At 74.9% G+C, this 11,747-nt stretch carries 12 protein-coding genes; 9 read left to right on the forward strand and 3 right to left on the reverse strand.

From position 1 onward, the window contains the following. Positions 1–58 precede the first annotated feature (58 nt). From F6X68_RS24285 to F6X68_RS24295, 3 genes are all read right to left on the reverse strand, one after another. Positions 59–1,408, reverse strand: a complete 1,350-nt coding sequence (locus F6X68_RS24285) for an NAD(P)/FAD-dependent oxidoreductase (protein ID WP_151456452.1) — start codon at positions 1,406–1,408, stop codon at positions 59–61. A 14-nt stretch (positions 1,409–1,422) separates the two neighbouring features. Continuing rightward, the gene (locus F6X68_RS24290; RefSeq protein WP_151456453.1) at positions 1,423–1,773 is read right to left on the reverse strand and encodes a TcmI family type II polyketide cyclase; all 351 of its coding nucleotides are present in this window, start codon (positions 1,771–1,773) and stop codon (positions 1,423–1,425) included. A 123-nt stretch (positions 1,774–1,896) separates the two neighbouring features. Further along, the gene (locus tag F6X68_RS24295; RefSeq protein WP_151456454.1) at positions 1,897–2,706 is read right to left on the reverse strand and encodes a BTAD domain-containing putative transcriptional regulator; all 810 of its coding nucleotides are present in this window, start codon (positions 2,704–2,706) and stop codon (positions 1,897–1,899) included. Between the two features lie 413 nt (positions 2,707–3,119). Between F6X68_RS24295 and F6X68_RS24300 the strand changes: the two genes are divergently transcribed. From F6X68_RS24300 to F6X68_RS24340, 9 genes are all read left to right on the forward strand, one after another. Further along, positions 3,120–3,458, forward strand: coding sequence for a TcmI family type II polyketide cyclase (locus tag F6X68_RS24300; RefSeq protein WP_151456455.1), 339 nt, complete (start codon positions 3,120–3,122; stop codon positions 3,456–3,458). After that, positions 3,455–5,176: an acetyl-CoA carboxylase carboxyltransferase subunit alpha gene (locus F6X68_RS24305; protein ID WP_151456456.1), complete on the forward strand. Its 1,722-nt coding sequence runs from the start codon at positions 3,455–3,457 to the stop codon at positions 5,174–5,176. Before F6X68_RS24300 ends, F6X68_RS24305 begins: the two co-directional genes overlap by 4 nt. A gap of 203 nt (positions 5,177–5,379) precedes the next feature. Then, on the forward strand, positions 5,380–5,895 hold the full coding sequence (gene accB / locus F6X68_RS24310) for an acetyl-CoA carboxylase biotin carboxyl carrier protein (protein ID WP_151456462.1): 516 nt from the start codon (positions 5,380–5,382) through the stop codon (positions 5,893–5,895). A gap of 13 nt (positions 5,896–5,908) precedes the next feature. After that, positions 5,909–7,288, forward strand: coding sequence for an acetyl/propionyl/methylcrotonyl-CoA carboxylase subunit alpha (locus tag F6X68_RS24315; RefSeq protein ID WP_151456457.1), 1,380 nt, complete (start codon positions 5,909–5,911; stop codon positions 7,286–7,288). Next, positions 7,285–8,010, forward strand: coding sequence for an SRPBCC family protein (locus F6X68_RS24320; RefSeq protein ID WP_151456458.1), 726 nt, complete (start codon positions 7,285–7,287; stop codon positions 8,008–8,010). Before F6X68_RS24315 ends, F6X68_RS24320 begins: the two co-directional genes overlap by 4 nt. After that, positions 8,003–8,407, forward strand: coding sequence for a cupin domain-containing protein (locus F6X68_RS24325; protein ID WP_151456459.1), 405 nt, complete (start codon positions 8,003–8,005; stop codon positions 8,405–8,407). Before F6X68_RS24320 ends, F6X68_RS24325 begins: the two co-directional genes overlap by 8 nt. A gap of 114 nt (positions 8,408–8,521) precedes the next feature. Beyond that, positions 8,522–9,796 carry a beta-ketoacyl synthase gene (locus tag F6X68_RS24330; RefSeq protein WP_151456460.1) on the forward strand — a complete coding sequence of 425 codons (1,275 nt, stop codon included), beginning with the start codon at positions 8,522–8,524 and terminating at the stop codon, positions 9,794–9,796. After that, positions 9,793–11,040: a beta-ketoacyl synthase N-terminal-like domain-containing protein gene (locus tag F6X68_RS24335; RefSeq protein WP_151456461.1), complete on the forward strand. Its 1,248-nt coding sequence runs from the start codon at positions 9,793–9,795 to the stop codon at positions 11,038–11,040. Before F6X68_RS24330 ends, F6X68_RS24335 begins: the two co-directional genes overlap by 4 nt. A gap of 83 nt (positions 11,041–11,123) precedes the next feature. Beyond that, positions 11,124–11,426 carry an antibiotic biosynthesis monooxygenase gene (locus F6X68_RS24340; RefSeq protein WP_151456463.1) on the forward strand — a complete coding sequence of 101 codons (303 nt, stop codon included), beginning with the start codon at positions 11,124–11,126 and terminating at the stop codon, positions 11,424–11,426. Positions 11,427–11,747 lie beyond the last annotated feature (321 nt).

Here is an 11,747-nt window from a genome sequence, read left to right on the forward strand (position 1 = left end):
TGACCGTCCGACCGGGACCCCGGCGCCCGCTGGCGGCGCCGGGGTCCCGGTCGGACGGTCAGTCCTCCTCGCCCCGGTAGCTGTAGAAGTCGTCGACGAACCGCCGCGCCAGCCGGGGTACCCGGCTGGTGACGCCGAAGTAGCCACGCGCGCCGAGCAGCGCGAGCCGGCCCACGACCGGCTTGTACATCCGGTCGTCCCCGCTGGTGCCGCTGCGGTTGAGCGAGTCGGCGACCCGGGCGAACCCGTACGGCACCATCGCGGCCTCGTAGTCGGCCACCGCCTGGAGCAGCGTCTTGTCTCCGGTGGCGGCCAGCCGCAGCTGGCGGCAGAGCAGGGCGGCGTCGCGCAGGGCCGTGTTGGCGCCCACCCCGCGTCCCGGCGTCATCGTGTGGATGGCATCGCCGAGCAGGGTGACGGTGCTGCTCTTCCAGGGCGGCACCGGCTCGCTGGTGGACACCCTGATGGGCAGGGCGCTGCCCGGGTCGCTGCGGGCGAGCAGTTCGCGCAGATGGGGGTGCCAGTTTCGGGTGAGTCGCAGGGCGAGCAGGACCAGGTCCTCGCCGCGCAGCTGCATGACGTCGCTCGGGAAGCGGCGGGCCGTGCTCCAGACGACCAGGTTGATGTTGTCGCGGGTGTTGTCGTGGCGCAGCCCCGGCCAGCCGCGCAGCAGCTCGGCGTCGGCGGGATCGACGCCGGGCTTGAGCGCGCCGTCGCGGTCCCACTTGAACTCCATCACGTGCAGCACGCCCATCATCCCGCCGGTGCCGAAGATCAGCGAGATGCCCTGTTCGATCCGCTCGGGCAGCAGCCCCCGGGTGTGCGGGGTCAGGGGGATGCGGGTGGCGATGTTGATGGTGCCGGCGTCGCGGGTGACCGCGTGCGGCAGGTACTGGCGGCGTACCGCCGAGTGCGTGCCGTCCGCGGCGACCAGCAGGTCGCCGGTGGCGGTGCTGCCGTCGGCGAAGTGCGCGGTCACGGTCCCGTCGTCGCGTTGGTCGTACCGGGTGAAGGCCTTGTCGAAGTGGACGACGTCCTCCATGCCCGTGAGCAGGACCTGGCGCAGGGTCATCCGGGCGACGGACCGTTCGGTGTTCACCGGGTCGGTGTCCGGCCGGAGCGTGAACGAGGCCGTGCGCCGCATGCCCTGGGTGATGACGTTGAAGTAGCGGGGGGAGCGGGCGCAGGTGGCGAGGTAGATGTCGAACAGGGCGGGCGGCAGGCACTCGCGCAGCGCGCGGCTGCCGGTCGGCCCGATGCCGACCCGGTAGCCGAGCAGCCCTTCGCCGCGGGTGCGGTACCGCTCGTAGACGGCGACGCTGATGCCGGCACGGCGCAGGCCGTGCGCCAGGCACAGCCCGCCCGTGCCGGCCCCGATGATCAGGACGTGGGGTGGTCTGGACGACATGGCCACCGCCCCGTTCAGCCGGCCGGGTGCGACGACGCCGCCGCGTCCGCGGCGTCCCACCGGTAGAAGCAGCCCGCGATCGCGTCGCGCGGCGAGCGCCAGGTCGGCAGGTACGGCGTGGTGTGCGCGGAGAGCCGCTCGTTGACCTGGCGGTAGAGCGGGTGGTTGCGGGCCTCGGCCAAGGCGTCCGGGGCCACGTCGGCGGTCTCCATCAGGTGTACGCACAGGTCGTGCAGGCAGTACAGGGACCGGTGACGGACCCCGGTGAGGGCGGGTAGTTCGGTCGCGTCGGACTCGGCGAAGATCTGCGCCACCCGACCCTCCGCGCCCGGGATGATCCTGCTGACGATCAGTAGACGGCTCATGGGACCCCTCTCGCCGGTGGCGCTCCGCGACCATGTCGCAGACCACGGACTGTTGTGCGGCCCACCGTGCCCCGGCGACTGTCACCTGTCCGTCACTCGCCCCGCCGCGCCGGTGACGCCGCCTCAGCGCGCGCGGGGCGCGATCCGGTTGGCCGGCGGCCGGCGGGGCCCGGCCGGGGCGGTACGGGTGGCCTCGCGGATCGGCGCGAGGGTCTCGTCGAGCAGGGCGGTCATCGCCGCCGAGGGCTCCAGCCGCAGTTCCCGCAGCAGCAGGTCGCGGTAGACGTAGAAGGCGTGCACGGCCTCGAAGGCGTTGCCCTCGGCGAGGTGGATGCGGACCACCAGCCGGTGCGGCGTCTCGCGCAGGGGTTCGGCGGCCATCGCCTCCAACGCGGCTTCCAGTGCCGCCCCGTGGCGGCCCGCCGACAGGTGCTGGCCGGCCAGTTCCTCCAGCATGTGCAGGCGCAGTTGGCGCAGCCGTTCCCGGTCGGCCAGCACCCAGTCGTCGTACCAGCCGGGGAGCAGGTCGTGGCGGCCGGCGGCGAGCGCGGCGGCGGCGCAGGGATCGTCGCCGTCGCGTACCCGCGCGGCCGTGCCGACGAGCGCGTCGACGTCGATCCGGACGGCCGGGGCGAGGGCGACCGTGTCACCGGAGGTGGTGATCGGGCAGCAGGGGTCCTGGCGCAGCCGCCACAGCGCGGTCCGCAGGGACGACAGCGCACGGTCCTCGGGCGCGTCCGGCCAGAGCAGGCCGGCCAGGTTGCTGCGGGTGGCGCCGGGGCGCAGCCCGATCAGCGCGATGACGCGTTGCAGGCCGCGCGGCACCACGACCGGGGCGTCGCCGTGCAGCAGCCGGAACCCGCCGAGCAGGTGCAGGGAGATCTCGGCGTCGGCCCGGCAAACGGTGGTCGGCGTCGATCGATCAGCGGCCACGGCGGCACCCCCTGCGGAACGCTCGTCCCGACTCGTCTGCTGTCCCCGGCGCGGCTGCCCATGACCCCACTGTCGGATCGCTCCGCCGCGGCACGGCGTCGCACACCGCGGCCGCCGGGCTGACCGTGACGAAGATTATCAATAGTGGTCACTCTCGGTCAATGTCTTGTCCAGGATGGCGCTTGCCTGTCGGCGTCCACGAGAACCCTTCCGAACTGCGGATAGTCCACACCGGATGATCGGTGCCGCACAGCGGGTGCACAGCTGGCGTCAACGCAGCGTCACGAAAGCTGCGTCGCCGCTCGGCGGTCGCCGGTGACGCCGTCGTGACGCCCGGGGCCGGATCGTGTCGCCAGTCGTCCGGCTAGGCGCCGTCGTCACCGACGCCCGATGCCGTGGAGGGAGGCCCGTCCATGGACCGTTCGCTGATCGTCGCGAAGGTGGTGCCGAGCGCCGAGGCGCGCGTCGCCGAGATCTTCGCCGACTCCGACGCGACCGAACTGCCGCGCCTGGTCGGGGTCCGGCACCGGTCGCTCTACCGACTCGGTGACCTGTACGTGCACCTGCTGGAGACGGAGTCGCCGGGCGGGACAGCGGTCGAGGCGGCCCGGGGACACCCCGAGTTCGCCAGGGTGAGCGCCCGGTTGCAGCCGTACGTGTCGCCGTACCTGCCGACGTGGCGGGAGCCTCGCGACGCGATGGCCCGCTGCTTCTACCGCTTCGACGCCGCGCCCGTCGGGCGGTCGTCGTGACCGCCACCGCGCCCCGCGAGGGGCAGCTCTGGTCCCGCTGCGGTGGCTGCGCCACCCTGCTCTACCGCAAGCGGCTGCGGCGCAACCTCGACGTCTGCCCCGAGTGCGGGGCGCACGCCCGGGTCGACGCGCCCGAGCGGCTGCTCCAGCTCGTCGACCCGGGGTCGTTCACCGCCCTGCCGGAGCGGCCGGCCGAGGTCGACCCGATCGGCTTCGTCGACCTGCTGCCGTACCCGCACCGGCTCACCGCGGCGCGGGCCGGCACCGGGCTGGCCGAGGCGGTCGTCTGCGGCACCGCCACCGTCGGGCGGCAGCCGTGCGTGCTCGCCGTGATGGACTTCCGGTTCCTCGGCGGCAGCCTGGGCTGCGTCGTGGGGGAGCTGATCACCCTGGCGGCGGAGCGGGCCCTGACCGACGGGGTCCCGCTGATCCTCGTCACCGCCTCCGGTGGGGCGCGGATGCAGGAGGGCGCCCTGTCGCTGATGCAGATGGCCACGGTCAGCCAGGCGATCGCCGCGCTGCGGGAGGCCGGCCTGCTCACCGTCAGCGTGCTCACCGACCCGACGTACGGGGGCGTGGCCGCCTCGTTCGCCACCAACACCGACGTGGTGCTCGCCGAGAGCGGCGCGCGGATGGGCTTCGCCGGCCCCCGGGTGATCCGGCAGGTCACCGGCCGGGACCTGCCGGAGGGCTTCCAGACCGCCGACTTCCTGCTGCGGCACGGCCAGGTCGACATGGTGGTGCCCCGGCACGCCCTGCGGGGCCGGCTGGTGGCGCTGCTCGCCGCCGCGCGGGCCGGGCGGCGGCCGGCGGCGCGTCCCGGCGTACCCCGGCAGGAGCCGTCGCCGCTCGTGGCGTGGCCGGCCGGCGGCGCCGCCGCGACGACGGCGCCGGGCCCGGGCGGCGACGCCTGGGAGACGGTACGGCTGGCCCGGCACCCGGGTCGTCCGACCACGCTGGACTACCTGGAGACGGCGTTCGACGGCTTCGTCGAGCTGCACGGCGACCGGCTCGGCGCGGACTGCCCCGCCGTGGTGGGCGGGCTGGCCCGGCTCGACGGCCGGCCCGTCATGGTCATCGGCCACCAGAAGGGGCACACCACCGCCGAGCTGGTCGGGCGCAACTTCGGCATGGCCAGCCCGGCGGGGCACCGCAAGGCGCTGCGGCTGATGCGTCTCGCCGCCCGCCTCGGCCTGCCGGTGGTCACCCTGGTCGACACCCCCGGGGCGGATCCCGGCGTGCGGGCCGAGGAACAGGGCCAGGCGGCGGCCATCGCGGAGACCATCCTCGCCCTGACCGTGCTGCCCACCCCCGTCGTCGCCGTGATCACCGGCGAGGGCGGCAGCGGTGGTGCGCTGGCGCTCGCGGTGGCTGACTCGGTGCTCATGCTCCAGCACGCCGTCTACTCCGTGATCAGCCCGGAGGGCTGCGCGGCGATCCTCTGGCCGGACCGGGGCGCCGCGCCGCAGGCGGCCCGCGCGCTGCGGCTCACCGCCCCCGACCTGTGCCGGCTCGGGATCGTCGATGACCTCGTCCCCGAGCCGGCCCCGGCCGCCCACCACGACCCGCAGGCCGCCGCCCGGGCGCTGCGCGAGGCGGTGCTGGCGCACCTGCTCCCGCTGCTCGACGTGCCGCCCGCGACGCTGGTCCGCCGCCGGCGGCAGCGCTTCCGGCGTTTCGGCGCCGCCCGCCTCGGCGCCCGGGCGGGTGCCCGGTGAGCGCCGGCGCGATCCGGGCCGCCGTGCCGCCGGCATCCGGCCTGGAGGCGGTCTTCACGGTGCCGACACCCGGCACCCGGACGGCCCCCGACGCCCACCTGACGCCGCAGGCGTACCCCACGCCCGGCCCGCATCCCACGCCCGACGCGGGCCGGTCGTCCGACGCGGCGCGGCCGTCCGACGTCGAGCGGGCCGCCGGCCCGGTGCCGGCACCTGCCACGCATCCGTCGCCCGGCGTCGCGCGGGCGTCCGGCGTGGAGGCGGCCTCGGGCGCGGAGGTGGGGCAGCGGGTGGACACAGTGCTCGCCGGGCTGCGGCGGCACGCCCGACACCTGGCGGCCGAGCTGCCCGGCCCGCTGCGGCGGATCAGGCTGCGCGGCGGCGACACGGTGCTGGAGGTGGAGTGGCACGCCGCCCCGGCCGGGGCCGACCCCGCCGTGGCGAGCCCGGCACCCCCGTCCACCGTCGCACCGCCGGAGGGGTACGCCGTGCGGTCGCCCATCGTCGGCACGTTCTACCGCGCGCCGGAGCCGGGCGCCGCGCCCTTCGTCGCCGTCGGCGACCTGGTCCGTCCCGGGCAGGTCATCGGCATCGTCGAGGCGATGAAGCTGATGAACGAGGTGACCGCCGACCGAGGTGGCCGGGTCGTCGAGGTCCTCGCCGCCGACGGCCAGCCGGTCGAGTACGACCAGCCGCTGGTCGCGCTGGACCCGGCGTGAGGGGCAGGACGCGATGTTCGAGAAGGTCCTGATCGCCAACCGGGGGGAGATCGCCCTGCGGGTCCTGCGCGCCTGCCGCGAGCTGGGCGTGCGTACGGCGGTGGTCTACTCCACCGCGGACGCCGACTCCGCCGCCGTGCGCCTGGCCGACCAGGCCGTGCGGATCGGGCCGGCGGCCAGCCGGCGCAGCTACCTCAACGCCGCCGCGATCGTGGAGGCGGCCCGGCAGGTGGGGGCGCAGGCGGTGCACCCCGGCTACGGGTTCCTCTCGGAGGACGCCGACTTCGCGGAGATCTGCGCCGACAACGGCCTGGTCTTCATCGGCCCGCCGCCGGAGGTGATGGCCGTGCTGGCCGACAAGTCCTCGGCGCGGGCGCTGATGCGCCGGGCCGGGCTGCCCCTGCCGCCGGGCAGCGTCGCGCCGGTGCCCACCGCCGCCGCGGCGGCGGAGGTGGCCGCCGAGGTGGGCTACCCGGTGATCGTCAAGGCGGCGGCCGGCGGTGGGGGCCGGGGCATGACGGTGGTCGCCACCCCGGCCGAGCTGCCCCGGGCGTACGCGCGGACCCGGGCCGCCGCCCAGGCCGCCTTCGGCGACGACCGGGTGTACGTGGAGCGGTACCTGACCGGTGCCCGGCACGTCGAGGTGCAACTGTTGTGCGACTCCCACGGCAACGGCGTGCACCTGGGCACCCGGGACTGTTCGGTGCAGCGCCGCCACCAGAAGCTGGTCGAGGAGGCGCCCGCCCCGGCACTGTCGGCCGGCATCGGAGAGGCCATCGCGGAGTGCGCCCTGCGCGGTGCCCTGCACGCCGGCTTCACCGGCGCCGGCACCGTGGAGTTCCTCGTCGACCCCGACGAACGGTTCCACTTCCTGGAGATCAACTGTCGGATCCAGGTCGAGCATCCCGTCACCGAGATGATCACCGGGATCGACCTGGTGCACGAGCAGCTGCACATCGCCGCGGGGGTGCCGCTGCGCCTGCGGCAGGAGGACGTCCGGTTCCACGGGGTGGCCATCGAGTGCCGGGTCAACGTGGAGGACCCGGACCGTGGCTTCGCGCCGACGCCCGGCCGGCTGGAGCGCTTCGTCCCGCCCGGCGGCCCGTTCACCCGGGTCGACACGCACGGCCACGCCGGCTACCTGTTCGGCCCGCACTACGACTCCCTGCTGGCCAAGGTGGCGGTCTGGGCGCCGGACCGGGAGCTCGCGCTCAACCGGCTGGAGCGCGCCCTCGACGAGTTCGACATCGCCGGCCCCGGGGTCCGCACCACCATCCCGTTCGTCCGGCGGGTGCTCGACGACGCCGGGTTCCGCAAGGGCCGCTACTCCACCGGCCTGGTCGAGCAGTTGCTCGCCGGCCCGCCCGACGCACACCACAGGAGGCTCCGATGACCGTCACCCATGGCCGTCCGCTGACCGCCGAGATCACCGACATCCTGGTGGCCAACTGCGGGCTGGACGCCGACGCCGCCGCCCGCGCCCCGGCCGCCTCCCTGGAGGAACTCGGCATGGACTCCCTGGCGCTGCTCGAACTCTCCGCCGTGGTCGCCGACCGGTGGCAGGTGCAGATCCCCGAACAGGCCGGGCAGCTCAGCATCACGGGCGTCGCCGAGCTGGTCGCCCGCCAGGCCGACCAGCCCGGGCACACCGAGAACAGCGTGTTCATCGCCGCACCGCTGCCGCTGGTGTGGGACGTCACCAACGACGTCGCCAACTGGCCGCAGCTGTTCACCGAGTACGCCCGCGCGGACATCCTGCACCGCGACGGCGACACGGTGCGGTTCCGGCTCACCATGCACCCCGACGAGAACGGCACGGTGTGGAGCTGGGTCAGCGAACGTACCGCCGACCCGGTCACCCGGCAGGTCGACGCCCGGCGGGTGGAGACCGGGCCGTTCGAGTACATGCGCATCCACTGGCGCTACACAGAGGAGCCCGGCGGAACCCGGATGACCTGGGTGCAGGACTTCGCGATGAAGCCCACCGCGCCGGTGGACGACGCGGGCATGACCGACCGGATCAACGCCAACAGCGCGGTGCAGCTCGCCGTCATCAGGGAGAAGATCGAGCGGCTCGCCGGCGCCGACCGGGCGACGGGAGCCGGCAATGAGTGAGCGGACCCTGCGGCTGGTCGCCGCCGCCGACGTCGCGCCCGACGGCCGCCGCGGCGGCGAGCTGCGGGTGCTGCTCGGCCCCAAGACCGTCGGCAGCACGTCGGGTTTCATGGGGGTGGCGACGCTGCGCCCGGGGGAGCGGATCGCGGAGCACTACCACCCGTACAGCGAGGAGTTCCTCTACGTCGCCCGGGGCACGATCACCGTCGACCTGGACGACGAGCCGGTGCCGCTGGCCGCCGGAGAGGCGCTGTTCGTGCCGCGCAACGTCCGGCACCGGCTGCGCAACACCGGCGACGAGCCGGCCGAGGTGGTCTTCCACCTCGGACCGCTGGCGCCCCGCCCCGAACTCGGTCACGTGGACACCGAGCTGGTCGAACAGCGAGGCGGATCGTGAGCGTGAGGAGTGAGCCGGGGTTGCGAGCCCCGCAGTCGCGAACAGAGGTGGCGCCGTGAGCGTGAGGAGTGAGCCGGGGTTGCGAGCCCCGCAGTCGCGAACAGAGGTGGCGCCGTGAGCGGGCGCCGTACGGTGGTGACCGGCGTCGGGGTGGTCGCCCCCGGCGGCGCCAGCCGGGACCGGTTCTGGAAGACCATCACCGAGGGGCGTACGGCGACCCGACGGATCACCTTTTTCGACCCGTCGGCCTTCCGCTCCCAGATCGCCGCCGAGTGCGACTTCGACCCCGTCGCCGCTGGCCTCACCGCAGAAGAGCTGCGGCGCGCCGACCGGTACGTGCAGTTCGCCCTCGCCTGCGCCGCCGAAGCCCTCGCCGACGCCGGCCTGGAGCTCACCGACGCCGAGCGGGACCGCACCGGCGTGGTGCTCGGCACCGCCGTCGGCGGCACCACCGCCCTGGAGCAGGAGTACGTCACGGTCAGCGACACCGGCCGCCGGTGGCTGGTCGACGCCGGGCGCGGCGGCCCGTACCTCTATCAGGCGCTCGTGCCCAGCAGCCTCGCCGCGGACGTGGCGTGCCGGCACGGGCTGCACGGCCCGGCGCAGGTGGTCTCCACCGGTTGCACCTCCGGCATCGACGCGATCGGGTACGCCCACCAGCTCATCGCCGACGGCGAGGCCGACGTCGTGCTGGCCGGGGCCGCCGACTCGCCGATCTCCCCGGTCACCGTCGCCTCGTTCGACGCGATCAAGGCGACCAGCCCGGACAACGACGACCCGGCGCACGCCTCCCGCCCGTTCGACGCCGACCGGCACGGCTTCGTCCTCGCCGAGGGGGCGGCGGTGCTGGTGCTGGAGGAGGCCGGGCACGCCGCGCGCCGCGGCGCGCACGTCTACTGCGAGGTGGCCGGCTACGCCAGCCGCAGCAACGGCTACCACATGACGGGGCTGCGGCCCGACGGGCTGGAGATGGGGCTCGCCATCTCGGCCGCGCTGAAGCAGGGCCGCATCGCCCCTGAACAGGTCTCCTACATCAGCGCCCACGGCTCGGGCACCCGGCAGAACGACCGGCACGAGACGGCCGCGTTCAAGCGGGCGCTGGGTCAGGCCGCGTACCGGGTGCCGATCAGCTCGATCAAGTCGATGGTCGGGCACTCGCTCGGCGCGATCGGCTCGATCGAGATGGCCGCGTGCGCGCTGGCCGTGGAGTACGGCGTGGTGCCGCCGACGGCCAACTGGAGCACCCGCGACCCGGAGTGCGACCTGGACTACGTCCCGAACGAGGCGCGGGAGCTGCCGGTCGACGTGGCGCTCTCGGTGGGCAGCGGGTTCGGCGGCTTCCAGTCGGCGATGGTGTTCCGCCGGCTGCCCGGGCGGGTGCTGCCGTGACCGCGCGGGCCGTGGTGACCGGCATCGGCGTCGTCGCGCCCAGCGGGATCGGCGTGGACGCGCACTGGCGTACCGTGCTCGCCGGCACCCGCCGCACCGGGCCGATCACCCTCTTCGATCCCGCCGGCTATCCCACCCGCCACGGCGGGGAGGTGCCCGGCTTCGACGCCGCCGCGTACGCCGACAACCGCCGGCTGGTGCAGACGGACCGGTGGACGCACCTCGGCTTCGCCGCCACCGGGCTGGCACTGGCCGACGCCGGCCTGCCCGAGCGGGCCCCCGACCCGTACGGCTATGCCGTGACGCTGGCCAGTTCGTCGGGCGGGAACCTGTTCGGGCAGCGGGAGCTGCAACGGCTCTGGGGCGGGCCGTCGCGCACCGTCGGGGCGTACCAGTCGATCGCCTGGTTCTACGCGGCCAGCGTCGGGCAGCTCTCCATCCACCACCAGTTCAAGGGGCCGTGCGGGGTGCTGGTCGCCGAGAGCGCTGGCGGGCTGGACAGCCTGGCGCACGCCGCGCGGGCCGTCCGCCGGGGCACGCCCGTGGTGATCGCCGGGGCGACCGAGTGCCCGCTGAGCCCGTACGCCCTGGCCTGCCAGCTGCGTTCCGGCCTGCTCAGCGACGTGGCCGACCCGGAGCGGGCCTACCGGCCGTTCGACGCCGCCGCCAGCGGCTACCTGCCCGCCGAGGGCGGCGCGGTGTTCGTGGTCGAGGAGTTGGGCCACGCGCTGTCCCGGGGCGCCCGCGTGTACGGCGAGGTGACCGGCTGGGGCGCCACCCACGACGCCGTCCACACCGGACCGGACACCGCCGGCGACCCCGGGCAGTACGCCCGCGCCATGCGGCTGGCCCTGGACCGTGCCGGCGTCGGGGCGGAAACGGTCGACGTGGTGCTGCCCGACGCGCTCGGCGTCCCCCGCTACGACCGCAGCGAGGCCGTGGCGCTACGCGCCGTCTTCGGCGACCGGCCGCCCCCGGTCAGCACCCAGAAGCCGCTGACCGGCCGCGCACACCAGGGCGGCTCGGCACTGGACGTGGCCACCGCGCTGCTCGCGTTCGGCCACGACACGCTGCCGGCCTCCGCCGGGCCCGACGAGGTGGCCGAGGGCTGTGAGCTGGACTTCCTGCGGGAGCACCGGCGACCACGCAGCCGCCTGGCGCTGGTCTGCGCCCGCGGCTTCGACGGTTTCAACAGCGCGCTGGTCCTGCGTGGGGCCGCGCCGCAGAGAGGAGTGACGCCGTGAGCGAGCAGGTCACCGGTACGACGCCCGTCGGGTCCCGGGTCGGGGCGCAGCGGACAGCCGACGCGAACGGGCAGCGGGCTCGGGTGGTGTTCCTGGTACGGGTACCGCAGGAGCGTACGGAGGCGTTCCTGGCCGCGTACGAGGAGGTCCGGCACCTGGTGGCCGGGGGCGTTGCGGGGCACCTCGTCGACCAGGTCTGCCGGTCGTCGGCCGACCCGGAGCAGTGGCTGATCACCAGCGAGTGGGCGAGCCTGGCCGACTTCGAGGCGTGGGAACGCAGCCCGGAGCACCGGGACCTGGTCCGGCCGATGCGGCAGTGCTTCACCGACGCCCGGTCGCTGCGCTTCCTCATCCACGCCCAGACCTCCGCCACGTCCCGCACCTGAGCCCCGTCTCCGGCGCGAGCCCCGCGCCACACCGCCTCGGCTGTCCTACCCTCCCGACTGTCCCCGCTGGCCGGGCTGGCCCGCGGTCCCGTCGCACCGTCTCTCGGCTGCACTGCCCCTTCGCTGGCTGCCTCGCCCGCCAGTGAGGGGCAGCGACGCGGTGGGCTGTTCACCTGCTGGCCGCACGGGACGAGTGGAACACCAGGGGTGTCAACGACAGCCGGTGACACCCCTGGTGTTCCACTCGTGCGGTGGCACGCGGGCGTGTCGCCCCGTGGACGTGCGATCCGCCCACCGCCCCGCGCAGCCGCACCGTCCGCC

Source organism: Micromonospora sp. AMSO12t, from assembly GCF_008806585.1.
In the GTDB taxonomy this organism is placed as follows: domain Bacteria; phylum Actinomycetota; class Actinomycetes; order Mycobacteriales; family Micromonosporaceae; genus Micromonospora; species Micromonospora reichwaldensis.

Excerpts from the sequence above, each read along its gene's own strand:
- F6X68_RS24285 (WP_151456452.1), bottom strand. The coding sequence starts at position 1,408 with ATGTCGTCCAGACCACCCCACGTCCTGATCATCGGGGCCGGCACGGGC.
- F6X68_RS24300 (WP_151456455.1), top strand. The coding sequence starts at position 3,120 with ATGGACCGTTCGCTGATCGTCGCGAAGGTGGTGCCGAGCGCCGAGGCG.
- F6X68_RS24315 (WP_151456457.1), top strand. The coding sequence starts at position 5,909 with ATGTTCGAGAAGGTCCTGATCGCCAACCGGGGGGAGATCGCCCTGCGG.
- F6X68_RS24320 (WP_151456458.1), top strand. The coding sequence starts at position 7,285 with ATGACCGTCACCCATGGCCGTCCGCTGACCGCCGAGATCACCGACATC.
- F6X68_RS24325 (WP_151456459.1), top strand. The coding sequence starts at position 8,003 with ATGAGTGAGCGGACCCTGCGGCTGGTCGCCGCCGCCGACGTCGCGCCC.
- F6X68_RS24290 (WP_151456453.1), bottom strand. The coding sequence starts at position 1,773 with ATGAGCCGTCTACTGATCGTCAGCAGGATCATCCCGGGCGCGGAGGGT.